This window comes from Mycobacterium sp. 852014-50255_SCH5639931, from assembly GCF_001665605.1.
In the GTDB taxonomy this organism is placed as follows: Bacteria; Actinomycetota; Actinomycetes; order Mycobacteriales; family Mycobacteriaceae; genus Mycobacterium; species Mycobacterium paraffinicum.
In genome coordinates, this window is record NZ_LZSV01000017.1 from 305,533 (window position 1) to 330,054 (window position 24,522).

Genomic DNA, 24,522 nt, shown 5'->3' on the forward strand with positions numbered 1-24,522 from the left:
TATCCTAGTAACCGCGGACGGGCGTCGCAAGGCCGGCGGTTCAGGCGGGCGGAGCCACCCCGGATGCGGCCAGTCCCGTCTGCCCTCGTGAACCGCGCGCGGTTGCGGATCGTGTCAGTGCTGGGGGCCCGAGGTTCGCGGCACCCGGGTGACATGACAGGAGAAGCGCGGATGACGACGCAGATCCGGGTCAGTCCCGACGCGGTCGTCATCGGCGCGGGGCCCGCGGGTCTGGCGGTCGCACGCCAACTCGATCATCAGCACGGCATCACAGCGCTCGTCGTCGACCGCGCGGCGGCCCCCGCGATCTCGTGGCGTACGCGCTATGACAACTTCCGCCTCAACACGACCGGGTTCTTGTCGCATCTTCCCGGACAACGGATTCCCTGGACCGCCGGGCGCTGGCCGACCAAGGAGGACATGGTCCGCTATTTCGATAGCTACGTCGCGCGCCAGCACATCGCGATCATGCTCGGATGTGAAGTCCACCGCATCGACCGTGTGGGCGCTCTCTGGCGACTCGCCACCTCGTCGGGTGAAATCCGGACCCCGGCTATCGTTCTCGCGACGGGAAACTACGCTTCACCCACCATCCCCGCATGGCCCGGACTCGGCCGTTTCGACGGCGAGATCGTCCACTCCGGTGACTTCACCAACGCGTGGCCCTACCGCGGCCGCGACGTCCTGGTCGTCGGCGCGGGCAATTCGGCCGCCGACATCGCTGTTCAGCTCGCTAACGACGGCGCGCGACGGATCTGGCTTGCGGTTCGCACACCTCCCCATCTCGTGCGTCGGGCCATCGGGCCGTTTCCATCGGACATCTTCCTCGAGCTGTTCTCGAGAGTTCCCGCGCGCGTGGTCGATCCGGTGATCGCGCGCATGAACCGCCTGATGTGGGGTGACCTGTCCGCCTACGGTTTCGACCGGCCGACCCTCGGCCTCAAGGCGACGGTGGAGACGCGAGGCCGAATCCCGACACTGGCCGACGAACTCATCGACCTTGTGCGGATCGGGCGCGTCGAGGTCGTCGGCGCCGTCGAGGGGGTCGAATCCGACGCCGTGATCCTCGCCGACGGCGCGTCCGTGGCGCCGCAGGTGATCGTCGCCGCCACCGGGTTCGGCTCGGATCTCGACCGCCTGGTCGGACACCTTGGCGTCCTCGACGAGCACGGCAAACCCCGCGGCGGCTTCGCGTCGCACCTTGGCGACGGAATGTTCGCGATCGGATACGGCATTCCGCCCAACGGCCCGCTGCGGGCGATCCGCATGAGGGCGACACCATTGGCCCGCGAGATCGCGGTCTATCTGGAGCGGATACCGCTATCCGCGCGGACGCCACGTGTAGCAGCGATTTCGAACGTTTGACTGCGGTGTCTTCTTAATCAGGACTTCCGCGAAAAATAAAGGGATGCAATGATTTTACTTACCGCCGAAAAGACCTTCTTCCGGGGCGCGGACGGGTACGAACTGGCCCGTCGGGAAACGGTATGGAACGGCCTTCTCCCGGAACGCTTTCCCGAGGTAATCGTGCAGGCACACGACACCGACGACGTCGTCGCGGCGATCCGCTATGCCCGGACCCACGGATACCCTGTCGGTGTGCGTTCCGGGGGGCACAGCTGGACGGCCAGTCACCTACGCGACGGTGGTCTGCTGCTGGACGTCAGCCGCCTCGATCACTGCACCGTCGAACCGGACGGGATGACCGCCGACGTCGGCCCGGGCAAGGTCGCCAGCGTCTTCGCGGCGGAACTGGACGCCCAAGGGCTGTTCTTTCCGGCCGGCCACTGCGAAGGCATTTGCCTCGGTGGCTATCTCCTGCAGGGCGGATACGGCTGGAACAGTCCGGTGCTCGGTCCGGCTTGCGAGAGCGTGCTCGGACTGGAAGTTGTCACCGCCGACGGGGACAAGATCTACTGCGACCCCGAGAACCATCCCGACATGTATTGGGCGGCTCGCGGCGCTGGGCCGGGCTTCTTCGGTGTGGTCACCGCGTTCAAACTACGGGTTCACCCACGTCCCGCGGTCTGGGGCACCTGCCTGTACATGTATCCGATCGAGGTGGCCGACGAGGTGTTCACCTGGGGGCGCTCGATCATTCCCGAGATCGACGACCGGGTCGAATTGCAGATCCACACCGCGCGCAGCTTTCCGGGAGCCGGGCTCGACCAGCCCGGCATCACGATCGCTTCGCCGGTCTTCGCCGACTCGGAGGACGAGGCCATGAAAGCCCTTGCCCTGCTTGGCAGTTGCCCGGTCATCGATAAAGCTATCGTCAGCCTTCCCTATGCCTCGACAACTTTGGCGAATTGGTACACCGCCGTAATGACCAGCTACCCGAAGGGGTACCGCTATATCGCGGACAACATGTTCACGTCGGCCTCCGCCGAAGAGCTACTGCCGGGCATCCGCAAGATCATCGAAACCATGCCACCGCACCCCTCGCACTTCATCTTCACGGGTTGGAACACGTCCCCAGAGCGCGCGGACATGGTGTACGGCTTGGAAGACGAGGTCTACATGGCGCTCTACACCATCTGGCAAGACCCGGCCGACGATCACCGGTATCGCGACTGGGCCGCGTCCAACATGGCGGCGATGTCGCACTTGGCGACCGGCAGCTCGCTCGCCGACGAGAATCTCTGCCGGCGTCCGGCGCGGTTCATCACCGAATCGAACATGGCGCGCCTCGACAAGGTGCGCTCGGCCTACGATCCGGATGGCCGCTTCCACAGCTGGATGGGCGGCGCCTGAGGACTACCCGGCGAACGGTGGTCGTGCGCCACGAGTGAACCAAACAGGACCCTCGATCGTTTCACCAGCAAGCAACATAAGCCATTTACCAGAGCCGTAGCGAACGGGCTGCAAGCAAGTCAGCCTGGATTGACGGCCGATCGCCGACACTACCGGCCATCCGAACGGCCACCGGCGACGAATGCCCTACATACCAAGGAATTCCCCAGGAGGGAACTTACACGATGATGCCGCAAAGGCGGCTCGGGACGCCGGCCGACGGCGACTCGTCCGGGCATGGCGAGTACGCGATGTGGGATGCCGCATACGTGCTGGGATCACTGTCGCCCGTCGAACGGCGGGAATTCGAAGCGCACCTGGCCGACTGCCTGTTGTGCCGTAACGCCGTTGGCGAGCTCAACGTCATCCCGGCCTTGTGGTCGCAATTGGATCGCGACGAGGTGGCGCGGATCGACGAGACCGACATCCGGGTGGCAGAGCCGCCCAAGCACTTGCTGCCGTCGCTGCTGGCCCAGGTGAGCTGGCGGCGGCGCCAGCGCCGCATCGTGAGTTGGACCGCCGGGGCCGTCGCCGCCGCGGTGCTGGCGACTGGTGTGCTCGTCGGCCTTGCGGGCCAATCCTCGACATCCGCGCCGATGCCGCCGCTGGCGAGCGTGTCGGCTCAGCCCATGGCACAGGTCGGGACCGACAAGCTGGCCTCGACGGTCTCGCTCACCGGCCAGCGGTGGGGAACATCCATCTCGATGAACTGTGTCTGTCTGGCCCCGCTGGACGCCCATCACGATGGGTTAGCGATGGTCGTGGTAGGTCGCGACGGCAGCCGCACCCGATTGGCCACCTGGGTGGCGAATCCGGGCCATACGGCATCGCCCGCTGGCCGTACTTCAACACGTGTCGATCAAATCGCCTCTGTACAAGTGGTTTCCGCTGACGACGGCCGGGTTCTCCTCGAGCGTCCACTGGGAGTTTTCGCCCCCCGGGTGAACTGAACTCACTCGCGACTCGTGTCACTGGCAGCTACACAAGTTAGGTGACACATGCCCAGGCAACACAGAGTGGTCGATCATATCGTCGAGCACCTCGCGAGAATCGGCGGCGGTCACATATTCGGTGTCGACGGCGCCAACATCGAAGATCTTTACGACGCGGCACATTTCAGTTCGGACATCACCGCGGTGTTGGCCAAACACGAGTTTTCCGCGGCCACGATGGCCGACGGGTACAGTCGTAGCGGCGCCGGTTTGGGGGTGGTGGCGGCGACGTCGGGCGGAGGTGCGCTCAATCTCATTCCGGGCCTTGGCGAATCATTGTCCAGTCGAGTGCCGGTGTTGGCATTGGTCGGTCAGCCCGCAAGCACGATGGACGGTCGGGGCAGCTTTCAAGACACCAGTGGCCGCAACGGATCAATGAATGCAGAAGCATTGTTTTCGGCGGTATCGGTCTTTTGTCGGCGGGTGTTGACACCCGCCGACATCGTTTCGGCGTTGCCCAGCGCCATCGCGGCGGCACGTACCGGAGGCCCCGCGGTTTTATTACTACCCAAGGATATTCAGCAAGCGAGGATCGGCATCGACGGCTACGGCGGTAACGACCACCATGGCCTCGCGTGCCCAGGCCGACGGATCGGGGATCCACACGCGATTGTGCGCGCCCTGCGCCGAGCGACTGGAGCCGTCACGATCATCGCCGGCGAGCAGGTAGCGCGTGACGATGCCCGGGCCGAACTCGAGGAGCTGCGGGCCCTGCTGCGCGCACGGGTGGCGTGTGTGCCCGACGCCAAAGATGCCGCCGGCACACCGGGTTCCGGTTCGTCGTCGGCGCTCGGCGTGACCGGTGTGATGGGCCATCCCGGCGTGGCCGACGCGGTGGCGGCCAGCGCCGTGTGTCTGGTGGTCGGCACCCGACTTTCGGTGACCGCCCGCACCGGCCTCGATGACGCACTGGCGGTGGTGCAGACGATCTCCATCGGCTCAGCACCGCCGTACCTGCCGTGCACGCATGTGCACACCGAAAACCTGCGAGGGTCGCTGCGGAAGCTGACCCGGGCGTTGTCCGGGCCAGGTCGGCCGAGGTGGCTACGCGTGCCCGATTTCGTCGCAGAAGCCGAACTCAGTCCACCCCCCTTCGCGGGTGCGGGCGTGCGCTACCGCGATGCCATGGTCACGCTCGATCGCGTGTTGCCCGACGGAACCGACATCGTCGTCGATGCCGGCAACACCGGCGCGGCCGCGATCCATCACCTGTCCGTTCGCCGGGGCGGTCGGTTCGCGGTCGCGCTTGGCATGGGCGGCATGGGCTACAGCTTCGGTGCCGGTATCGGGATGGCCTTCGGCCGTGCCAACAGCGGACGCAGCGGCGGTCGCACCGTGGTGATCGCCGGGGACGGTGCATTCTTCATGCACGGCATGGAGGTGCACACCGCGGTGCAGTACCGGCTTCCGGTGACGTTCGTGTTGTTCAACAACAACGCCCACGCCATGTGCGTCACGCGCGAGCAGCTGTTCTACGACGACCTGTACAGCTACAACCGGTTCGCTCCCAGCCGGCTGGGGGCCGGTTTGGCGAGCATGTTCCCCGGGCTGTCCTCGGTCGACGTGGCAGATATCGCAGCACTGCCGGCAGCGCTGGAACGGGCGATGGCCGTCGACGGTCCATCCGTGGTCAGCGTCGAGTGCGCCGCCGACGAAATCCCGCCGTTCGCAGCATTCCTGAACAGACAACCCACCAACCACGTTGTCGAACAACAGATCACAACGCAGAAGGAGAACCAATTCCATGTCCGCAGCAGCGCTTGACGATATCGCCGTTCACAGCGGCAGCAGCGAGCCGATCGAGGGAGTGGTACGCATCGAGACCTCGCCGCTTGAGGAGACCGCCCCGGCGTTCATGGCGAAGATGCGGTCGGTCTACCCGCACGACCAGGTCTTCGGCCAGTACTGCACGGTCAACGACTACGTCGATTGCCCGCCCGACGAGCTGTTCGAGTACCTGGCCCACACCCGCAGCCTCGAGGAGTGGACCTATACCCTGCGTGACTTCACGCCGACCGAGCAGCCCGGGCTGTGGCTGGCCTACGACCGGTTGCTTCCGGATACCAAGATCTACACGCGCACGGTGGCCAACGCCGGGGCCCGCACCGTCGACTACCACTGCGCCTGGGACCAGGGCGAGCACCTGTGGATGATCTACCTTATGCGGGTGATCGACGCGCAGCCGGTGCTCGGCAAGCCCGGTTCCGTTGTGCTGTGGACCAATTGCCGCCACCCGTTCTACGACCACAACCCGTATCCCGAGGCCGCCCCGCCGGATCGAACGGGCTGGGTGGGCGACTTCTGGGACATCTTCGGTGCCGGTCATGGGCTGGAACTGAACAACCTCAAGTCAATCGCCGAATACCGCTACCGTAACGGGCTGCCCGTCACGCCGTCCTGGATGAGTACATCATGAAACAACCCAGCGTCAGCCTCACGGACGTTTCCACGTATCTGCCGGGCGAACCCATCGGCGCCGACTACTACGCGCGGTTCGCCGGCTCAGACGACCTTGCGGCCAACCTGATGTTCCGCGCGCCGAAGTTCCGCCATCACGTCGGGCCGGACGAAACGGCGACCGACATGATCGAGCGAGCCGCACAGGGTCTGATCGAACGGCACGGCCAAGGTGTCATCGCCAACGTCGACGTGCTGATCACCCACGCCCAAATGCCCGACATGCCGTTCTACGGCGGGGGTGGCGCCATCGCGAACCGGCTGGGCATGCGCCCCAACTGGGTGCTGGATCTGCATAACGGCGGGTGTGCCGCGTTCTTGCTGGGTCTCAATGTGGCCCGCCAGCTACTCGCGTCGGGGGAGGGGAGCACCGCGCTGATCGCGATCGCCCAGAACGCCGCCGGGCAGGCATTCGACCAGCCCGGGGTGCGCCGCAAGGCGCAGGCCGCAGTTCCCGGTGACGGTGCCGGCGTCGCATTGGTGACACTCTCGGATCGATCACCCATCCTTGGCATCGAGTGCCGCACCTACGGCGAATACGCGGGCGACATGACACTCGTCATCGACCCACCACGCAAGTGGTGGCAGGCCGGCCCCGGTGAGGCCTCCATCGGGTTCACCGAAACCCAGATCGCCAAGGTGCTGGCGCGGGGCAATCGGCAGGTCCCCGAAGTGGCGCTCGCAGTTTGCGATCGAATCGGCCTGTCGTCCAAGGATATCGACCTGCTGGTCACCAACCAGCCCAACCGGGTGTTCCTGCGCAACTGGCGCGAAGCGCTCGAGGTGCCGCGCGAACGTCATCGCGACACGTTTGACGAATGCGGCAACCTGTTCGGCGCCGGGATCCCGATCAACCTGGATCGTGCGATATCGGACGGCCAGGTCAAGGACGGCGACGTCGTGATGATGGCCGCCTTCGCGCACGCCGGTGACTTTGCGGGTGCGGCGGCGGTCCGGTGGGGCGGGCGAAGCTGATGCTGCCCCTGGTGCAGGCGAGCCCTGCCGCCGCGGAGATCCACGATGCGCTGCCAAACGCGACCGATCCGTTCGCATTGTCGCTCAACGAGAACCCGTTTCCGCCGTTGCCGGCGGTGCGCTCGGCGCTGATCCGCTCGATCGACGTCGCCAACCGGTATCCGGAGTTTCTGCCCGAACGGCTGCGCCGCTTGATCGCCGGTCATATCGGGGTCCGCGACGAGCAAGTGGTGCTGGGATCGGGTGCGAGCGGGGTGGTGATGCAGGTCCTGCACGCGGTGACCCAGCCCGGTGACCGGATTATGCTGAGCGAGCCGACTTTTGACGGGTATCCGATCTTCGCCCGGATGGCCCGCCTGACATCGATCATTGTTCCGCTCGACAAGCACGGCCACCACGACCTGGAGGCGATGGCCGAAGCGGCAGCGGACGCACGCGTCGTCGTCCTGTGCCGGCCCCACAACCCGACCGGCACCCTGGAACCCGTCGCGGATGTGAATCGATTCCTGCGGCGGGTGCCGGTCGACACGATCGTGCTGCTCGACGAGGCCTACATCGAGTATGTCGCCCCCCAGCATCGCATCGACGGGCCCGACCTGATCCGGCGCTTTCCGAATGTCGTTATTTTGCGGACGTTCTCGAAGGCCTATGGGTTGGCCGGACTTCGCATTGGGTACGGATTCTCCTCACCCGACTTGTCCACGACACTGTGGGGGATGCAATTGCCCTTCGGCATGGGCATCACCAGCCTGGTCGCGGTGGCGGCGTGCTACGACGCCGAAGACCAATTGCGGCGACGCGCTCTGCGAATCAACGGCGAGCGCGATTACCTGCGCCGGCGCCTTCGGGCAAAGGGCGTATACACCACCGATGGGCACGCGAACTTCGTCTACCTGCCGGCCATCGGGCGCGGATGGCGAGAGGTCTTCGGCGACAGCGGGCTGAAGGCCCGCCACTACTCCGACGGCGCCGCTCGGATAACGATCGGAACGCGCATGTCCACCCGAGCGGTGCTGGCCGCAGTGGCCAAGTAACAACTGGGAATGAATCCGATGCTGACGCTTTGCTTTTCAGTGGTCATGGCGGTCGCTGGAGTAGGCCTGACGCACCCGCAGACGCGACTCGGGCTATGGTCGTACGAACGGCGCGCAGAGGACTGAAGTGGGTAATTCTGCGAAGCTGAGGCCGGTGCCCGACGCGACGTCGGCACGGCCCCTTCGGATCCTCGTTGTCGGCGCCGGTGTGGGCGGCATTTCCATCGCCCGCGGATTGTTGCGGGATGGGCATGACGTCACCGTCTTCGAACGTCGGCCGGACGTGCAGGCGGGCGGCGGTGCGGTAACCATCTGGTCCAATGGCTCGACCGTTTTGGGGCAGCTGGGGGTCGATATGGAGGGGGCCGGTCAGTCGCTGTCCACCCTGCGGGTCATGACAGCCGCGGGTCGTCGGGTCACCACCGTGGATTTGACGTCGATCGTGGACCGGCTGGGGGCACCGGTTCGGATGGTTCCACGTCGAGTCCTGCTGGAGCGGCTGCTGGAAGGCTTTCCGTCCGAACGCATTCGGTGCAATACGCGGGCGACCGGGGTCGTTGACCGGGAAGGCGGAGTTTCGCTCGAGTTCGAAGACGGCGGGTCGGCCGAAGGAGATCTGTTGATCGGTGCCGATGGTCTGCATTCGACGGTGCGCGGCATCCTCGGCGCGCCGCCGGCGGAACCGACCGGCTGGTGCAGCTGGCAGGGGCTGGTCACCCTTCCCCACGTCACCGACAAGCAAGTCGCACACATGATCATCGGCGAGCACGGCAGCATCGGCCTGTGGCCCGCGGGAGGATCGGACGTGCAGTGGTGGTTCGACTTGCCGTGGTCGCCGGACTTCGTCAGGCCGCGCTGCCCGATCGACATGATCCGGTCCCACTTCGAAGGCTGGTCCGACTCGGCCGACCGGGTACTCGCGACTTTGACCGATGAGGATCTGGCCCGCTCGCCGTTCCCGCACTTCCGGCATCGGATCCCGCGCTCGAGCCGAGGGACCGCGACGTTGCTCGGCGATGCCGCCCACACAATGCCGCCTACCCTGGCGCAGGGGACCAATCAGGCCCTGCTCGACACGATGGTGCTATGCAAGGCGCTTTCGCGTTTCGCAACGAGTGGCGACGGCATGTGCCGCGGCCAACGTGATCTCACGGGCGCGCTGCGCTGGTACGAGGACACCAGGCGGCGCAAGGTCAAGGCCGTCTCCTGGGTGACCACGCTGCAAGTGTCCCGCAGCGAGGCCGCCCTCAGGCCGGCGGCGATGATCCCGGGCCGGTTGATGACTTGGGTGCTGACAACGTTTCTTCGTTCGGTGAGTCACCGCAGGATGTCCGCGGAGATCAGCCGAGACCTCTGGGCCGCGACGCACACCCATCTGGTCGATGCCAATGACTAACCCGATATCGGCCACCACCAAGGTGCCACCCGCCAAGTTGGCCCGCGCAGTCGAGTGGATTCGCCACTACCTGTATCGGCTCCATCAAAGGCTGACACCTGCGCCGGCGGCGATGATGGAGGCGATCGTTGCCACCTGGACATCGCAGGCGATCACCGTGGCGGCCCAACTAGGAGTCGCCGATGCCCTGGCCGACGGCCCGCTGCCGATCGAGCAGCTGGCCGCCCGGGTGGGCGCCGATGCCGACGCGCTGGGCCGGCTGCTGCGGGCATTGATCGGTAAGGGCATCTTCCGTCATCGCCGTGACGGGCGCTATGAGCTGAATTCCCTTGCCGGTACCCTGCGTTCGGACGCGCCGATCTCGATGACGTGGGCGGCGCAGTTCTACGGGTCGGCCGAACAGCGCGAACGCTGGACCCTGTTGGTCGACTCGATCCGCACCGGGAGTTCGGTCGTCCCGGCGTTGCGCGGCAAGACCAGTTTCGACTACTTCGACCGGTACCCCGAGCTTGCCAAACTCTTCAACCGGACGATGACGAGCGTTTCGGAGCTGACAGACGGGCCGGTTGGCGCCGGTTACGACTTCGGCGTTTACCCCACAATCGTCGACGTGGGCGGTGGGCACGGCACGCTGCTGGCCGTCATCCTGGCGGGCGCGCCGGCGTCGCGGGGTGTCCTTTATGACCTGCCGGGGGTGGTCGTGGATGCCCCGAAGGTGTTGCGCAAGTATAACGTTGCCGACCGTGTCTGCGTCGCGGAGGGGTCTTTTTTCGATAGCGTTCCGGGCGGTGGTGACGCGTACATTCTCAAGAACATCATCCACGACTGGCCCGACGAGAAAGCGGTCCAGATCCTGCGGAACGTTCGTCGGGCAGCCGGCCCCCGAGCCACCGTGTTGCTGGTCGAATTGGTCATCCCCGACCACGATCGGGACTTCCCGGGCAAATGGGTGGACTTGGAGATGCTGCTGAACTTGGGGGCCCGCGAACGCACCGCCATCGAATACCGAGACCTGCTCAGTCGAGGCGGATTCCAGGTGACGCGGGTGGTGCAAACCGCTTCGCCCCTCAGCGTTATCGAGGCCCGAGCGGCATAACCGCCACCAGCTCCGCGCCGGCCGGGTTAGCCTTTATCCCGTAATGCACACCATTGAGGCCGACTACCTGGTGGTCGGCGCGGGCGCCATGGGCATGGCGTTCGTCGACACGCTGGTGTCCGAAACGGACGCCCGCGTGGTGCTGGTGGACCGCAACCACCAGCCGGGCGGGCACTGGAACATGGCCTACCCGTTCGTGCGGCTGCACCAGCCCTCGGCGTTCTACGGCGTTAATTCGCTGCGCCTCGGCAGCGACTCCATCGACCAATTCGGTTGGAACCAAGGGCTTTACGAGTTGGCGACCGCCGCGGAGGTGTGCGCCTACTACGACCATGTGATGCGCCGACAGCTATTGGCGAGCGGCCGGGTCTCCTACTTCCCGATGAGCGAATACCGCGGCCAGTACGACGGTAAAGGCCGCTTCACCACGCTCGCCGGCGCCGACCACACCGTCAGCGTGGCGCGCCGCATCGTCGACGCCACCTACATGCACGTCACGGTGCCTGCCATGCGGCCGGCGCCCTACGCCGTCGCGCCCGGCATCACCTGCGTGCCGCCCAACGACCTGCCGAAACTGGGTGCGCACGAGCGTTACGTGATCGTCGGCGCGGGCAAGACCGGCATCGACACCTGCCTGTGGCTCCTCGGCCAGGGCATCGCGCCGCACCGGCTGACCTGGATCATGCCCCGCGACTCCTGGCTGCTGGATCGCGCGACGATGCAGCCGGGACCGCTGTTCGCCGAGAAGATCAAAGCCGGCTTCATCGCGCAGCTGCGCGCGATCAACGACGCCGCGTCGGTCGATGATTTGTTCACCCGGCTCGAGGACGCCGGCAGCGTGCTGCGGATCGATCCGGCGATCCGGCCGACGATGTATCGCTGCGCGACCGTCACCCGGGCCGAACTCGAACAGCTGCGACGCATCGGCGACGTGGTGCGCAAGGGGCACCTGCTGCGCATCGACGCGGACCAGATGGTCCTCGAGGACGGCACGGTGGCGCGCGACGGCGACGCCCTGTTTATCGACTGCACTGCCGACGGCGCCGAAAAGCGGCCGGCAACACCCATTTTCGACGCCGGCCGGATCACGCTGCAAAGCGTGCGAGGATGCCAGCAGATCTTCAGCGCCGCGCTGATCGCCCACGTCGAAGCCGCGTACGCCGACGACCAGGTGAAGAACTCGTTGTGCGTGCCGTTGCCCCACCCGGACACCGAGGTGGACTGGTTGCGATTGGCGCTGGCGGATTACAGCAATCAGCTGCGCTGGCTCGACGATCCGGACCTGACCGCCTGGCTGTCCGCGGCGCGCCTGGACCTGTTCGGTCATCTGGTCGGTCATCTGCTGCCGCCGGCTTCGGCGAAGCCCCGCGTGCGCGACCGGCTGCTGAGCATCGCCAAGTCGGTGTTCTCGGCCACCGCCACCAGACTCGACCAGCTGCTCAGTGAACGAACCTCACTTGCCGCACCGTGATAACCGGTGTAACCCGGCTCGATATTCATCGGGTAGAGGAGGCACGTGGCGGCACAAAGCGAACCCGTCAAACGGCCGCTGCGGGCGGTGCCCGACAGCGGCCTTGACGACGGCTATCCGGACTGGGAAGCGGTGTACCAGGACAACGCGTCCTGGGTCTACCGCACGCTGTTCGCCCGGGTCGGCAACCGGGCCGACGCCGAGGATCTCACCGCCGAGGTCTTCCTCGCCGCGCTGCGGCCGCTGCGGCTGACCGCGAGCGTCGGCGAGGTGCGCGCCTACCTGCGGGTCACCGCGCGAACGGTGCTGGCCGCGCATTGGCGGGAGACCCTGGGTCGGGAGATAACCTCGATCGACGACATCGAACAACCACCGGAAAGCGAGGAAGCGATCAGCACCGCGCCGCAGCGTGTCGCCCAGGTTCTGGACAACCTGCCGGACCGTTACCGGCATATCCTGGAATTGCGCTTCCTGCAAGGGCATTCGATCAAGGATTCCGCCGCGGAACTCGGGGTCAGCGTCGCCAACGCTAAGGTGCTCCAGCATCGCGCGCTGCGGTTGGCGGCGCAGGTCAACGATGGGGGCTCACCATGAACGCGCGAGGGCTGCGCCGCTACGTCGACGACCTGTTGCGGGGCCGGCGGCCCAGGCCGTTCGCTCCCGACGACTTCGAGGCGGCGCAGCTGCGCACGGCGATCGAATTGCGCGCGGCCGGGCGCCGGGGCGAGGCCCCGCGCCCGGAATTCCTCGACGAGCTGCATGGTCGCCTCGCCGAGCAGATGTCCGACGCGCGACCCCAAGCGGCGCTGAAGCACAGCAGCACCCGCCGCCAGGTCATCGTCGGCACGTCGGCAGCGGCGGCCGCCGCGGTCACCGCGGTGTCCATCGACCGAGCCGTTATCGCCGGCCACCCCGGCGGGGTTCCCGCCGCCGACAACGCGCCGCTCACGCCCAACGCCGGGACATGGCAGCGGGTGGCAGCCAGTTCGCAGGTACCCGACGGGGTCATGCATCCGTTCGACCTGGGTTCGGTGAGCGGATTCGTCCGCCGCGTCGACGGTAAGCCGCAGGCCGTCTCCGGGGTATGCACCCACCAAGGGTGCCGGCTGTGGTTCGACGCGCCCGACGACACACTGCGCTGCCCCTGCCACTCGACGTCGTTCTCGCCCACCGGGCAGGTGCTCACCCACCAACTGCCGATCGCCCCGAAGCCGTTGCCGGCGTTGCTGGTTCGTGAGATCGACGGCGTCATCGAGGTGTTCGCGCCCGCGCGTCCCGACCAGCCCGCCTGAGTGGTGTAACCCGCCGCCCTATTCCTGGGCATGATGCTTCGAAAACATTCGGCGGTCGCCGTGGCCGCCGCAGTCCTCCTGGCGGGTTGCTCGGCCTCGCGGCCCGCCACCGGCTCCGGCACCAGCATGTCCATGGGCTCGGTGACCCCACCGGCGGCGCCGGTCAGCGGCAACCAGGTCAACATCGACGGGTTCGCGTTCGCGCCGGCCACGCTGACCGTCCCCGTGGGCACCACCGTCACGTGGACCAACCGCGACGAAGAACCGCATACGGTGGCCGCATCCGACGGTTCGTTCCACTCACCCGGGATGGGGACGGGGGCCACTTTCACCCACACCTTCTCCGACGCCGGAACTTTCGACTACGTCTGTTCCATTCACCCGATGATGCACGGGAGCGTGGTGGTAACGCGATGAACCCGAACATGAGTCGTCGCCAGCTGATGCGACACACGGCGTGGTTCGGAGCGGCGGTGGGCTTCGCCGTGGTTGGCGGCGAAGTGATTTCGCATGTAGCGGGTACCGCGGCGGCAGAGCACGCGCACGCCCGGCCCACCCTGCGGTTCGCCCAGATCAGCGACAGCCACATCGGTTTCACCGGGGCGCCCAACCCGGACGTCGCCGGCACGTTCGGCCATGCGATCGATCAGGTCAACAATCTCGGCTACACGCCGGATTTCGTCGTGCACACCGGCGACCTGACGCACCTGTCCAGCCCCGAGCAGTTCGACCAGGTGAAGCAGATGATGACTGCCCTGAAGGCGCCGCATGTGTTCACCGTGCCCGGGGAGCACGACTCGGTCGACGACGCGGGCCAGAAGTATCGAAGCGCCTTCGGTGCGGGATCCGTCGGCGACGGCTGGTACAGCTTCGACACCGCAGGCGTGCACGTGATCGCACTGGTCAACACGCTGAACCTGCACAAGCTCGGACATTTGGGGGCCGACCAGTTGGAGTTCGTCGAGAAGGACGTCGCGCGGCTGTCGAGCGATACCCCCATCATCGTGTTCAGCCACATCCCGTTGTTCGCGATGTACCCCAACTGGGGCTGGGGCACCGACGACGCGGCCCAGGCGCTGAGCTACCTGCGCCGGTTCTCGTCGGTCACCTGCCTCAATGGGCATGTGCACCAATTGTTTTCCAAGACGGAAGGCAACGTGACGTTCTACAGCGGGACGACGACCGCGTACCCGCTGCCGCGGCCGGGTGACGGGCCGGCGCCCAAGCCGGTCACCCTGCCCGCCGGCAAGCTCCGCGACGCCCTCGGCATCCGCGAGGTCAGTTACACCCGGGGCGAGGCCGCCCTGGCGTTGAAAGAGCAGGCGCTGCAATGACTCTTCTGCTTCGCATCGGGCTGGCCGCGTCACTGGCGGTCAGCGCCGCCAGCCACGCCTACCTCTATGTGCACGGCTACCGACACATCCCGGATATCGGCGCCGCCTTCCTGGTTCAGGCCAGTGCGTCGTTCGCCATAGCCCTGCTGATCCTCCTGGGCGGTCCCGGCTGGCTCCGCTGGGCCGGCGCGGCCGTGGCGGGCGGCTCGCTGATCGCGTTCGGCCTATCGAGAACGATTGGGGTCATGGGCTTCTCGGAGCAGGGCTGGCAGCCCGCACCCCATGCCGCGATCAGTGTGACCGCGGAGGTGTTGACGGTGCTGCTGTGGGCGGGGGATCTGGCGACTGCGCGGGGTCGGGGAGTTCGCCAACTTCAGCAAGCTCGCGAACAGGCCACTTCCGCTTGAGGCGCGACCTCAGATTCTGCGCGGGCTTTTCGATCAGGAACCGGCGGTTGGCGAGCCCCGCCACGCCGATGGCGGCTACGGCGAAGTAGCAGCCCAGCTCGAACATCAGCGTCACAGCGAACTGTTCCAGGTCCGCGGAAAGGGGACCCCGTTTGGAGTTCCGCCGACATCGACCTTGAGCGTCGCCACCGCGCTGTTCATCAGGACGTACTCGATCGGCGCGGTGGACAAAAGAAGTTTCATGGCGGAGCCGCCGTGTATCGCAACTCCAATCGGGGCGATGACGAATTCGGTGACGACGACGCAGACATAAAAAGCGGGAGGATTCGTAGAGTGCGACGAGATAGTCACGGAGATGCGGGTGAAGCCAACTCGCGGTGATCAGGAAACCTGAGAGGGCAAAGAACCCGTCGATTCCCCCGCAGCCGCGGAAGCTTCTGATCGTCGGAGACGACAACTGGTAGCCCACGAGGGTGAAGAAGTGGCCAAAGATGACCGAAGTCGCGAGGACCAACCGCCATGCGTTCAGCGCATTTTCTCGCGGATCGACACCTGCCCGAGTTTCACACGCCTCCGCTCGTCGTTGTCCCCGAGCTGTCGGCCGACATCTCATGCCAGGCCGTCGATGGCCGGTGAATGATTCCGCGACTAGGCGGTATCCGGCGCCTCTCGAGCCGACTGGTCAGCGACAGGTTCGCCCACGATGGCCTCCCCATCGCCCTCCGCTCCATCCGGGGCGGGCGGCTTTCGTTTGAAGCGATGCTTGAGAGATCTCGCCGGCTTCTCGACAAGAAACCAGCTCGCCGCGGCGAGGGGCAAGGTGGCCGCCGCCACAACGAGGGTGAACACCATAGAGGGCAAGCTGAGAAGTCCGCTGACGGCGAGCAGCTGCTGAGTGGGGTACGCGTATATGTAAGTGCCGTAGGACAGATCGGTACGCAGCCTCAAGCGTTTGTTGTGGATCAAAGAGCCCGAGACGATGACGGCATACGCCAGCGGGAGGGCGGCGACGACCCGGTAGTCGGGTAGCGAACCGGCCGCCAGGACGATGGCGACGCTCAAAGCGACGAGCCACCATCGGGCGGGGATCACGTCTCGCCACTGATACAAGAGCGCTCCGGCCGCGAACATGATCGCGGAGCGACAAGCCAGGAACATCAGGGCGGTGCGCGGATCACCGCCCCCGGATTGGGTCAGTACCTCGGGAAAGGTGATGGGTGGCAGCAATGCCGCCCCGACCGTTGCCAGTGCCAATATCGCGGGGGACACCCAACGGTTGTGGGCAAGGCCGACTATCCCGATACCAGCAACGACTAGGTAGCACATGATTTCCCAAATGAGGGACCACAGCGAACCGTTCCACATCCCCGCATTGGGAATGCCGCGCGGCGTGCCACCGATATCGAATTTGACCAGCGCCACGGCGCTGTTCTTCAGAACGTATTCCAGCGGCGCGCCTGATGATATGAGTTTGGTGGGCGACCCGCCTTGAATCGCCACGCTTATCGGAGCTATCACGAACGCGGTCACCAGCAGGCAAACGTAAAAGCCGGGCAGGATGCGAAGAGCTCGAGCGGCGAGATAGTCGCGTATCCGCGGGTTGCTCAGCCAACTCGCAGTGATCAGGAATCCGGAGATCGCAAAGAACCCGTCCACCCCTATGCAAAGAAGAAGCTGCAGCACCGCCCTGGCCGACGGGAGGTGACTCCTGACCGACAATGTGTGCCAGAAGATCACTTCCGCGGCCAGCGCCAAGCGCCACGCATTGAGTGCGTTATTCCGCGGATCGAATACCTGCCCGAGTTTCATCCGCCTCCCCAGTCGTCCGCGTAGGGCGCTGCGGGTGTCGTCGAATCGTCACAGATCGCCAAAGCGGGCGAATTCACGCTACCTGAGGGATTTCTCGGTGGCAAAACAGCCGCTGCCTTATATCTGGTGAGGCATAACGCCGCTCGCCGTCACTTGTGCAAACGCGATCAGCACACGCCGCCATAAAACTCCTCCCACGACTCCGTGACTGGGTCGCCCCGCAACGCCACTGTGTTCGCGCGGCTTACCCGTCGCGCTTGCCGTTGATGAACCGCTGCGTCTCCTCCCATGACGGCAGCAGGCCCGAGGCGCGGACCTCTTCGAAGCTGGGGGCCGCCGCATCGCGTTCGGACAAGCTTGGGGCGGCGCCGTTGACCAGCGGCCAGTCGATTGCCAATGTCGGATCAGTCGGACAAATGGTGTGCTCGCGCTGTGGGTTGTACTCGGCCGAACACAGATACATGACCGTCGAATTGTCCTGGAGCGCAAGGAAGCCGTGCGCCAAGCCCTCCGAAATGTAAATCGTCTTGTGGTTCAGGTCGTCGAGCAGAACCGAATCCCACTGGCCGAATGTGGGTGAGCCCACGCGGATGTCGACCACCACATCGAATACCGAGCCGGACACGCACGTCACGTACTTGGCCTGGCTCGGCGGAACCTGGGCGAAGTGCAGGCCGCGTAGTACGCCGGCCGACGACACCGAACAGTTGGCCTGCCGCACGTCCAGGCGGTGACCGGCGAAGCCGGTGAAGTCGTGGTCGGTGAGCCACTCGAAGAGCAGGCCTCGAGAGTCACCATGAAGCGCAGGGGTGATCTCCCAGGTTCCGGGGATATCGAGTTCGCGAACTTTCATCTCACTGACCACGTCCTTCGTAACGGGCTTCCGCAGCGTCCTTCAAAGGGCGCCACCATGATTCGTTGGCGCGATACCAGTCGATGGTGGCGCTCAAGCCCTCCTCGAAATCGGTATGCTTTGGCGCCCAGCACAATTCGTCGTACAACATCGACGGGTCGATGGCATAGCGCAGGTCGTGACCGACGCGGTCGGTCACGTGGTCGAAGTCATCGGGTTCTTGCCCCATCATCTTCAGCAGCGTGCGCAGCACACTCAGGTTGTCGCGCTCGCCCTCGGAGCTGATCAGATACGTACGGCCGATTTCGCCCTTTTCCAGGATCCGTCGCACGGCGCTGTTGTGGTCGTCGACGTGGATCCAGTCGCGGACGTTGGCGCCGCTGCCGTACAGCTTGCACCGCCGGCCGGTGAGCACATTGGTGATCTGGCGCGGAATGAACTTCTCGACGTGCTGATACGGCCCGTAATTGTTGGAGCAGTTCGAGATCGTCGCGCGCACGCCGTAGGACCGCACCCATGCCCGCACCAGCATGTCGGCGCCGGCCTTGGTGGCCGAGTACGGGCTCGACGGGTTGTACGGCGTCGACTCGGTGAATCGGTGAGGGTCGTCGAGCTCGAGGTCGCCGTAGACCTCGTCGGTCGAAATGTGGTGCAGCCGCCCGCCGTGGCGCCGCACCGCTTCCAGGATGGTGAACGTCCCGACGACATTGGTGTGCAGGAACGGCCCCGGGTCGTCCAGCGCGTTGTCCACGTGGCTTTCCGCGGCGAAGTGCACTACCGCGTCGGACTCGGCGACCAGCCGCGAGACCAGCTCGGCGTCGCAGATGTCGCCCACCACCAGCCGGATGGCGTCCTCGACGCCGGCCAGCGACTCCCGCCGGCCGGCGTAGGTCAAGGCGTCGAGCACCGTCACGGAATCTTCGGGGTGCTCCCGGACCGTGCTGTGCACGAAATTCGCGCCGATGAAGCCAGCGCCGCCGGTGACCAGTAACCGCATGCCCAAACCCTAACCGAGCGCGTCGGTCAGCTTGCGCCAGTCAGCCCCAGCGGCCCGGCCAATTCGCTCAGCACGCGAATCACCTCGTCGTCGCCGGCCGCGTCGAGCACTTGGACCGCCACGTGGTCGGCGCCGGCGTCGATGTGTTCGTTGAGGCGTTGCGCAATGGCCTCGACGGTGCCGTACGCCACCACCGCGTCGATGAGCTTGTCGCTGCCCGGCTTGCGGACATCGGCCTCGCTGAAGCCTGTGCGCAGCCAGTTGTTCACATAGTTACTCAGGTCGAGGTAGAAGTCGGCATACCTGCGGCCGACGGCGCGGGCTTCGTCCGCGTCGGTGGTGAGCACCACCTTGTGTTCGGGCGCGAGGAACACGGAGTTCCCGATCAGTTCGCGCGCCTTGGCCGTGTGTTCCGGGGTAGTCAGGTATGGGTGCGCACCGGCGCTGCGCTGCGCGGCCAGCCGCAGCACGCGCGGCCCGAGCGCCGCGAGCACCCGGCGGCTGGTGGGCACCACCGCCGCGTCGAGCTCGTCGAGGTAGGAGGCCAGTGCGTCGTACGGCTTGACGTACTCCTTGGTGTGCTCGGGGTGTCCCACCCCGACTCCGAGCAAAAACCTTCCGGGATGGGCGTTTTCGATGCGCTTGAAGGACTCGGCGACGGCCGGCGCCGGCGCGGTCCAGATGTTGACGATCCCGGTGGCCAGTTGCAGCGACGTCGTCCGCTCCAGGGCCGGTTCCACCCACGACAGCTCGGCATCCGGTGAACCGCCGATCCAGGCGGCGCCGTAACCCAGCGACTCGATCCGCGCCGCCAGTTCGGGGGTGATGGAGCGGGTGGGCAGCCACACGCCGAACCGGCCCAGGTCGGGTTTGAGTGCTACTGGCTCGGTCATCTACGTCCCCCTCGTGCGTCGTCTGCTAGCTCAGGCCGAGCGGCCCGGCCAATTCGGCCAGAGCCGGAACCAGGTTTTCATCCTTCGTCAGGACCTGCACGGGCACGTGGTCGGCGCCAGCATCGAGGTGCTCTTTCAGCCGGGCCGCGATCGCGTCGGGCGTGCCGTAGGCCACCACCGCGTCGACCAGGCGGTCGCTGCCCGGCTTGGTGACCTCCTCGTCGGTGAAACCGAGCCGCTTCCAGCTGTTGCGGTAGTTGGCGAGCTGGAAATAGATGTCGAGCGCCCTGCGGCCTACCGCACGGGCCTTCTCTGGGTCGGTGGTCAGCACCGCCTTGTGTTCGGGCGCCAGGAACGCCGACGGGCCGATCAACTGGCGCGCCTGAGCGGTGTGCTCGGGCGTGGTGAGGTACGGGTGCGCCCCGGCGGCGCGCTCGGCCGACAGCTTGAGGACGCGCGGGCCCAGGGCGGCCACCACCCGGCGGTTGGCGGGCACCCCGTAGTCGTCCAGCTGCTGCAGGTACTCGGCGAGCGCGTCGTAGGGCTTGCGGTACTCGGTGTGCGCCTCGGGATGGCCGACCCCGATGCCCAGCAGGAAGCGGCCGGGGTAGGCCTTGTCGATGCGGTGGAACGACTCCGCCACCGGCTTGGCCGCCGCCGTCCAGATGTTGACGATGCCGGTGGCCACCTGCAGGGTGGTCGTCGCTTCGAGGATGGGCTCCACCCAGGCCAGCTCGGCCGGCGGCGAACCGCCCACCCACACGGCCCCGTAGCCCAGGGATTCGATGTCTTTGGCTTGTTGTGGCGTCACGCCGCGTCCGAACGATCCGAACCGGCCGAGGTTGGGCTTGCTCGCTGCATCGGTCATGGTTGTTCCCAACCGGGGGCGTGGTGCGGCTATTCCGGAAGGTCTACCTCCACGGGCGGCGGCGTCTCGAGCGGCAGCAGCACGATGAACCGGGTATCGCCGGGCGTCGATTCCACGCGCAGATCCCCGCGATGCTTCTTGACGACGATGTTGAAGGCCAGATCCAGCCCCAGGCCGGTGCCCTCGCCGAACGGTTTGGTGGTGAAGAACGGCTCGAAGATGTGCTCGCGCACGTCCTCGGGCACCCCGGGCCCGGTGTCGCAGATCTCGACGCGGGCCATGTTCTCGCCCTCCCGGCAGGTGCGGATGGTCAGCGTGCCGCCGGTGTCGCGCATTGCGGCGATTGCGTTGTCGATGATGTTGGTCCACACCTGATTGAGATCGCCTGGGTAACAAGGGATTTCGGGAAGCGATTGGTCGAAGTCCTTGGCCACGGTGATCACGGGGTGCTTGCCGGCCTCCTTGCTCGCGTCCTTGGTCAACCGGTCGGCGAACATCACCAGCGTGCTGCGCAGCAACTCGTGCACATTGGCCACCTGGAACGGGGCCCGATCAAGCTGCGAGTACTGCTTGGCGTCGGCGACCAACGCCGAAATCCGTTTGCTCGCTTCCAAAACCTGGTTCATCAGCAGCTCGCTCTCGATGGTGTAGTTGATCCACCGGATCGCCTCCTCCAACGAGGTCGACGCGAGTTCCTCACTGACCGTGGAAATCCGCTCCAGCCAGTCGGTGTCGATGCCGCCTTCGACGAAGGTCGGCGCGATGTCCCACCCGCCCTCGACGCCGTGGTCTTCCAGCCAGTCGCCGACGGCGTCCTCGCGGTCGGCGGTTTCCATGGCGCTCAGGTGCTCCGACGCCGACTTGGCGACCTGCTCGGCCACCTCCTGCTGCAGGTGGACCAGCGCGCTGAGCGCCTCGGGACTGACCGTGCCGTCGGCGAGCATCGCCAGCTTGCCCCGCATGCCGGCGACCCGGCCGCGCAGGTCGGCCGCCGCACGGGCGATGGCCGCCGCGGGGTTGTTCAGCTGATGCGTCAGCCCGGCCGATAACCGGCCCAGCGCCAGCAGCTTCTCCCGGTTGTCGATGATCCGGCGGGTCCGGTCGGTGCCGACGGCGATGCCGTCGAGCAGGTGGACCGCCATCGGGAACTGGTCCTTCATGAACCGGGCGAACACCGGCGCGTCCATCACGAAGAACCGCGACGGCTTGGTCACGTGCACCGAGGCGTCGTAGCTCTTCTGCTTCCCGCCGGTGAACGCCCGCCACGCTCCGCAATACACGCCGCGCTGCGAGGTGCGGTTGGTTTCGATGTCCTGGCCGCCGGAGAGCTTGGACATCATCAGCTCGCCCTCGATGAGGACGTAGAAGCAGGTCGCCGGCTCGCCCTCGACGCAGATCGGGCCCGGTTCGTAGTTCTCGATGTGCCCGTTGGCGCACAACACCGCCAGCTGCTCGTCGGTGAGCGCCTCGAACAGGAACAGGCTGCGCAGCTCGTCGGGCTCGCACGGCGTCTTGGCGGTCACGATTCCGCCAGGTAGCGGTGCACCAGCATCACGGCCATCGATCCCTCGCCGACGGCGGCCGCGACGCGCTTGGCGGACTCGGCCCGCACGTCGCCGGTGGCGAACACACCCGGCACGCTCGTCTCGAGGTGGTGGGGCGGGCGGTCCAACGTCCAGCCGCAGACGTTGCGCAGGTCCGGCCCCGTGAGCACGAAGCCGTGGTTGTCGCGGGCGAGCACCCCGTCCAGCCACTCGGTGCGCGGCGCGGCGCCGATGAAGATGAACATGCGGGCGCAGGTGACGTCCTCGGTGTCCCCGGTCCGGTTGTCGACCAGGGTCAGCCGCTCCAGGTGGTCGTCCCCGACGGCGCGGCGCACCTCGGTGCAGGTGCGCACCGTGATGTTGGGTCGTTGCCGGATCTGCTGGATGAGGTAGTAGGACATCGAGGCGTCCAGCGACGGCGCGCGAACCACGATGGTCACCGACTTGGCCTCCCGGGACAGGTACATCGCGGCCTGGCCGGCGGAGTTGGCCCCGCCGACGACGTAGACCTCCTCGCCCGCGCATTCCGACGCGATGGAGACGGCGGCCCCGTAGTAGACGCCGCGGCCGGTCAGCTCGCCGCAGCCCTCCGCCGGGAGCTGGCGGTAGGCGACGCCGGTGGCCAGGATGACGGCGTGCGCGTCGACCGAACCGCCGTCGGCGAACCGCACGGTGCGCTTGGGGCCGTTGACCTCGAGCGCCGTGGCGGTGCGGGCGGTGATGAGTTCGGCGCCGAACTTCTCGGCCTGCCTGCGGGCCCGATCGGCTAGCTGGCCGCCCGACACCCCGTCGGGGAAGCCCAGGTAGTTCTCGATGCGTGAGCTCTGGCCCGCCTGGCCGCCCGTCGCGGTGCGTTCGATGAGCACCGTGCGGAGCCCCTCGGAAGCGCCGTACACGGCGGCGGCCAGGCCCGCCGGCCCGCCGCCGATGACGATCAGGTCGTAGAACTCCTGCGACGGCGTGGTGGTCAGGCCCAGGGTGTCGGCCAGCTGCGCGTCGGTGGGCTCGATGAGGGTGTCGCCGCGTTCGGTGACGACGATGGGCAGCCGCAGGCCGTCCTCGCCGGCGGCCTTGAGCAACCGCTCGCCGTCGGGGTCGTCGGCCATGAACCACGAGTAGTGCAGCCCGTTGCGGGCCAGAAAGTCGCGCACCTGCCACGACCGCTCCGACCAGCGGTGCCCGATCACCTTGGTGTGCGGGATGGGGTGTTCGGGCGCCGCGCGCCAGGCGTCCAGCAGCGCGTCGATGACGGGGTAGAACTTCTCCTGCGGCGGATCCCACGGCTTGAGCAGGTAGTGGTCCAGGTCGACGACGTTGATCGCGTCGATGGCGGCGTGGGTGTCGGCGTAGGCGGTGAGCAGCACGCGGCGCGCCGCCGGATACAGATCCATCGCCTGCTCGAGGAATTCGATGCCGCTCATCTGCGGCATCCGGTAGTCGGCGATCAGTACCGCGACCGTCTCGCCCCGCAGCTTGAGCTCCTTGAGCGTCTCTAGGGCGTCGGGGCCCGACTCGGCGCGCACGATTCGGTGGCGGTCCCCGTATTGGCGACGCAGGTCGCGGGCGACCGCGCGGGAAACCGAAGGATCGTCGTCGACGGTCAACAGGACCGGCTTGCGAGGCTGAACTGAGGCGGTTGCGGGGCTCGCGGGACTCGTCATCGGGGTTAAGTATGCCCTCGTCAGGGCCCTCACGGCAGGTCGAGGAGGCGGTTTATCGGCCGGCCGGATTTCGCTGCCAGCGATTTTGGGTCAGGGCGCTGACCAGGTATCGTGGGACAACGGTGCGTCATCCGCGCCGACTTTTTGCGTGCCCTGTCTTAGGAATTTCCTGGAATTTCCTGCCCTTGGCTCACGTTTCTAGTCGGGCGAATGCTGCGCCGATATGGGCGCACACAAGGATACGAAACCAAAGACGAGGATTTCTGAGAAGTTATGGCCAAGAAGGAAGGCGCCATAGAGGTCGAGGGCCGCGTGGTCGAGCCCCTGCCCAATGCGATGTTCCGCATTGAGCTGGAGAACGGTCACAAAGTGCTCGCCCACATCAGCGGCAAGATGCGGCAGCACTACATCCGCATCCTGCCCGAGGACCGGGTGGTGGTGGAGCTGTCTCCCTACGACCTGTCCCGGGGCCGCATCGTGTACCGGTACAAGTAAGCCCGAATCTGACAACGAGAAAGAACAGGATCGATCAGCCGTGAAGGTGAACCCGAGCGTCAAGCCAATCTGTGACAAGTGCAGGGTGATCCGTCGGCATGGGCGGGTCATGGTGATCTGCTCCGATCCGCGCCACAAGCAGCGCCAGGGCTAGC

Annotated in this window: 25 protein-coding genes and 1 pseudogene; 17 read left to right on the forward strand and 9 right to left on the reverse strand. The window is 66.3% G+C overall.

Translation table 11 applies throughout. From position 1 onward, the window contains the following. The first annotated feature begins 171 nt into the window (after positions 1–171). From A5758_RS11210 to A5758_RS11280, 15 genes are all read left to right on the forward strand, one after another. Complete coding sequence (locus A5758_RS11210; RefSeq protein ID WP_067739819.1) at positions 172–1,365, forward strand: NAD(P)/FAD-dependent oxidoreductase; 1,194 nt, start codon at positions 172–174, stop codon at positions 1,363–1,365. A 48-nt stretch (positions 1,366–1,413) separates the two neighbouring features. Continuing rightward, positions 1,414–2,754, forward strand: coding sequence for an FAD-binding oxidoreductase (locus tag A5758_RS11215; RefSeq protein WP_067739821.1), 1,341 nt, complete (start codon positions 1,414–1,416; stop codon positions 2,752–2,754). Positions 2,755–2,981: 227 nt separating this feature from the next. Then, positions 2,982–3,743, forward strand: a complete 762-nt coding sequence (locus A5758_RS11220) for an anti-sigma factor (RefSeq protein ID WP_067740009.1) — start codon at positions 2,982–2,984, stop codon at positions 3,741–3,743. A gap of 48 nt (positions 3,744–3,791) precedes the next feature. Beyond that, positions 3,792–5,549, forward strand: a complete 1,758-nt coding sequence (locus A5758_RS11225; RefSeq protein WP_067739822.1) for a thiamine pyrophosphate-binding protein — start codon at positions 3,792–3,794, stop codon at positions 5,547–5,549. Continuing rightward, a complete protein-coding gene (locus tag A5758_RS11230; RefSeq protein WP_067739824.1) occupies positions 5,530–6,201 on the forward strand; it encodes a hypothetical protein in 672 nt (223 codons plus the stop codon). The genes A5758_RS11225 and A5758_RS11230 overlap by 20 nt, the downstream gene beginning before the upstream one ends. After that, entirely contained in the window at positions 6,198–7,217 is a 1,020-nt protein-coding gene (locus A5758_RS11235; RefSeq protein ID WP_067739826.1) for a 3-oxoacyl-ACP synthase III family protein, read from the forward strand. The genes A5758_RS11230 and A5758_RS11235 overlap by 4 nt, the downstream gene beginning before the upstream one ends. Further along, positions 7,217–8,251 (forward strand): histidinol-phosphate transaminase, encoded by a 1,035-nt coding sequence (locus A5758_RS11240; RefSeq protein ID WP_067740011.1) that lies wholly within the window; start codon positions 7,217–7,219, stop codon positions 8,249–8,251. The genes A5758_RS11235 and A5758_RS11240 overlap by 1 nt, the downstream gene beginning before the upstream one ends. Positions 8,252–8,405: 154 nt before the next feature. After that, entirely contained in the window at positions 8,406–9,647 is a 1,242-nt protein-coding gene (locus A5758_RS11245; protein WP_231987280.1) for an NAD(P)/FAD-dependent oxidoreductase, read from the forward strand. Then, positions 9,640–10,743 carry a methyltransferase gene (locus tag A5758_RS11250; protein WP_067739828.1) on the forward strand — a complete coding sequence of 368 codons (1,104 nt, stop codon included), beginning with the start codon at positions 9,640–9,642 and terminating at the stop codon, positions 10,741–10,743. The genes A5758_RS11245 and A5758_RS11250 overlap by 8 nt, the downstream gene beginning before the upstream one ends. A gap of 43 nt (positions 10,744–10,786) precedes the next feature. Beyond that, entirely contained in the window at positions 10,787–12,214 is a 1,428-nt protein-coding gene (locus A5758_RS11255; RefSeq protein WP_067739830.1) for an NAD(P)-binding protein, read from the forward strand. A 45-nt stretch (positions 12,215–12,259) separates the two neighbouring features. Continuing rightward, positions 12,260–12,808, forward strand: coding sequence for an RNA polymerase sigma factor (locus tag A5758_RS11260; RefSeq protein ID WP_067739832.1), 549 nt, complete (start codon positions 12,260–12,262; stop codon positions 12,806–12,808). Then, positions 12,805–13,506, forward strand: a complete 702-nt coding sequence (locus A5758_RS11265; RefSeq protein WP_067739834.1) for a Rieske (2Fe-2S) protein — start codon at positions 12,805–12,807, stop codon at positions 13,504–13,506. The genes A5758_RS11260 and A5758_RS11265 overlap by 4 nt, the downstream gene beginning before the upstream one ends. Positions 13,507–13,536: 30 nt before the next feature. After that, a complete protein-coding gene (locus A5758_RS11270; RefSeq protein ID WP_067739836.1) occupies positions 13,537–13,923 on the forward strand; it encodes a cupredoxin family copper-binding protein in 387 nt (128 codons plus the stop codon). After that, a complete protein-coding gene (locus tag A5758_RS11275; RefSeq protein ID WP_067739837.1) occupies positions 13,920–14,840 on the forward strand; it encodes a metallophosphoesterase in 921 nt (306 codons plus the stop codon). The genes A5758_RS11270 and A5758_RS11275 overlap by 4 nt, the downstream gene beginning before the upstream one ends. Further along, positions 14,837–15,247 carry a hypothetical protein gene (locus A5758_RS11280; RefSeq protein ID WP_067739839.1) on the forward strand — a complete coding sequence of 137 codons (411 nt, stop codon included), beginning with the start codon at positions 14,837–14,839 and terminating at the stop codon, positions 15,245–15,247. Before A5758_RS11275 ends, A5758_RS11280 begins: the two co-directional genes overlap by 4 nt. 111 nt (positions 15,248–15,358) lie before the next feature. Here A5758_RS11280 and A5758_RS26045 read toward each other — a convergent pair whose 3' ends face one another. The 9 genes and pseudogenes from A5758_RS26045 to A5758_RS11315 form a co-directional block, all read right to left on the reverse strand. Next, positions 15,359–15,598 (reverse strand): hypothetical protein, encoded by a 240-nt coding sequence (locus A5758_RS26045; RefSeq protein ID WP_197503871.1) that lies wholly within the window; start codon positions 15,596–15,598, stop codon positions 15,359–15,361. Between the two features lie 297 nt (positions 15,599–15,895). Further along, a complete protein-coding gene (locus tag A5758_RS11285) occupies positions 15,896–17,056 on the reverse strand; it encodes an acyltransferase (RefSeq protein ID WP_067739841.1) in 1,161 nt (386 codons plus the stop codon). A gap of 244 nt (positions 17,057–17,300) precedes the next feature. Continuing rightward, entirely contained in the window at positions 17,301–17,909 is a 609-nt protein-coding gene (gene rfbC, locus A5758_RS11290; protein WP_067740015.1) for a dTDP-4-dehydrorhamnose 3,5-epimerase, read from the reverse strand. A gap of 1 nt (position 17,910) precedes the next feature. Beyond that, a complete protein-coding gene (rfbB, locus tag A5758_RS11295) occupies positions 17,911–18,906 on the reverse strand; it encodes a dTDP-glucose 4,6-dehydratase (RefSeq protein WP_067739843.1) in 996 nt (331 codons plus the stop codon). Positions 18,907–18,932: 26 nt separating this feature from the next. Beyond that, on the reverse strand, positions 18,933–19,799 hold the full coding sequence (locus tag A5758_RS11300; RefSeq protein ID WP_067739845.1) for an LLM class F420-dependent oxidoreductase: 867 nt from the start codon (positions 19,797–19,799) through the stop codon (positions 18,933–18,935). Between the two features lie 25 nt (positions 19,800–19,824). After that, entirely contained in the window at positions 19,825–20,667 is an 843-nt protein-coding gene (locus A5758_RS11305) for an LLM class F420-dependent oxidoreductase (RefSeq protein WP_067739850.1), read from the reverse strand. Positions 20,668–20,696: 29 nt separating this feature from the next. Then, on the reverse strand, positions 20,697–21,293 hold the full coding sequence (locus tag A5758_RS26530; protein ID WP_369816425.1) for a sensor histidine kinase: 597 nt from the start codon (positions 21,291–21,293) through the stop codon (positions 20,697–20,699). Positions 21,294–21,878: 585 nt separating this feature from the next. Beyond that, positions 21,879–22,007: pseudogene (locus A5758_RS26535) on the reverse strand (hypothetical protein); the annotation flags it as partial. A gap of 179 nt (positions 22,008–22,186) precedes the next feature. Beyond that, a complete protein-coding gene (locus A5758_RS11315) occupies positions 22,187–23,872 on the reverse strand; it encodes an FAD-dependent oxidoreductase (RefSeq protein ID WP_067739853.1) in 1,686 nt (561 codons plus the stop codon). Positions 23,873–24,145: 273 nt separating this feature from the next. On the opposite strand from A5758_RS11315, the gene infA reads away from it, so the two are divergent. Next, positions 24,146–24,367 carry a translation initiation factor IF-1 gene (gene infA / locus A5758_RS11320; RefSeq protein ID WP_046182346.1) on the forward strand — a complete coding sequence of 74 codons (222 nt, stop codon included), beginning with the start codon at positions 24,146–24,148 and terminating at the stop codon, positions 24,365–24,367. 40 nt (positions 24,368–24,407) lie between these two features. Further along, positions 24,408–24,521, forward strand: a complete 114-nt coding sequence (gene rpmJ / locus A5758_RS25190) for a 50S ribosomal protein L36 (protein ID WP_003879483.1) — start codon at positions 24,408–24,410, stop codon at positions 24,519–24,521. Position 24,522: the final 1 nt, after the last annotated feature.

Excerpts from the sequence above, each read along its gene's own strand:
- A5758_RS11255 (WP_067739830.1), top strand. The coding sequence starts at position 10,787 with ATGCACACCATTGAGGCCGACTACCTGGTGGTCGGCGCGGGCGCCATG.
- A5758_RS11315 (WP_067739853.1), bottom strand. The coding sequence starts at position 23,872 with ATGACGAGTCCCGCGAGCCCCGCAACCGCCTCAGTTCAGCCTCGCAAG.
- A5758_RS26530 (WP_369816425.1), bottom strand. The coding sequence starts at position 21,293 with ATGAACCAGGTTTTGGAAGCGAGCAAACGGATTTCGGCGTTGGTCGCC.
- A5758_RS11235 (WP_067739826.1), top strand. The coding sequence starts at position 6,198 with ATGAAACAACCCAGCGTCAGCCTCACGGACGTTTCCACGTATCTGCCG.
- A5758_RS11230 (WP_067739824.1), top strand. The coding sequence starts at position 5,530 with ATGTCCGCAGCAGCGCTTGACGATATCGCCGTTCACAGCGGCAGCAGC.
- A5758_RS11240 (WP_067740011.1), top strand. The coding sequence starts at position 7,217 with ATGCTGCCCCTGGTGCAGGCGAGCCCTGCCGCCGCGGAGATCCACGAT.
- A5758_RS11210 (WP_067739819.1), top strand. The coding sequence starts at position 172 with ATGACGACGCAGATCCGGGTCAGTCCCGACGCGGTCGTCATCGGCGCG.
- A5758_RS11220 (WP_067740009.1), top strand. The coding sequence starts at position 2,982 with ATGCCGCAAAGGCGGCTCGGGACGCCGGCCGACGGCGACTCGTCCGGG.
- rfbC (WP_067740015.1), bottom strand. The coding sequence starts at position 17,909 with ATGAAAGTTCGCGAACTCGATATCCCCGGAACCTGGGAGATCACCCCT.
- A5758_RS11305 (WP_067739850.1), bottom strand. The coding sequence starts at position 20,667 with ATGACCGATGCAGCGAGCAAGCCCAACCTCGGCCGGTTCGGATCGTTC.
- A5758_RS11215 (WP_067739821.1), top strand. The coding sequence starts at position 1,414 with ATGATTTTACTTACCGCCGAAAAGACCTTCTTCCGGGGCGCGGACGGG.
- A5758_RS11225 (WP_067739822.1), top strand. The coding sequence starts at position 3,792 with ATGCCCAGGCAACACAGAGTGGTCGATCATATCGTCGAGCACCTCGCG.
- A5758_RS11280 (WP_067739839.1), top strand. The coding sequence starts at position 14,837 with ATGACTCTTCTGCTTCGCATCGGGCTGGCCGCGTCACTGGCGGTCAGC.
- A5758_RS11300 (WP_067739845.1), bottom strand. The coding sequence starts at position 19,799 with ATGACCGAGCCAGTAGCACTCAAACCCGACCTGGGCCGGTTCGGCGTG.
- A5758_RS11285 (WP_067739841.1), bottom strand. The coding sequence starts at position 17,056 with ATGAAACTCGGGCAGGTATTCGATCCGCGGAATAACGCACTCAATGCG.
- A5758_RS11275 (WP_067739837.1), top strand. The coding sequence starts at position 13,920 with ATGAACCCGAACATGAGTCGTCGCCAGCTGATGCGACACACGGCGTGG.
- A5758_RS11250 (WP_067739828.1), top strand. The coding sequence starts at position 9,640 with ATGACTAACCCGATATCGGCCACCACCAAGGTGCCACCCGCCAAGTTG.
- rfbB (WP_067739843.1), bottom strand. The coding sequence starts at position 18,906 with ATGCGGTTACTGGTCACCGGCGGCGCTGGCTTCATCGGCGCGAATTTC.
- infA (WP_046182346.1), top strand. The coding sequence starts at position 24,146 with ATGGCCAAGAAGGAAGGCGCCATAGAGGTCGAGGGCCGCGTGGTCGAG.
- A5758_RS11265 (WP_067739834.1), top strand. The coding sequence starts at position 12,805 with ATGAACGCGCGAGGGCTGCGCCGCTACGTCGACGACCTGTTGCGGGGC.
- A5758_RS11270 (WP_067739836.1), top strand. The coding sequence starts at position 13,537 with ATGATGCTTCGAAAACATTCGGCGGTCGCCGTGGCCGCCGCAGTCCTC.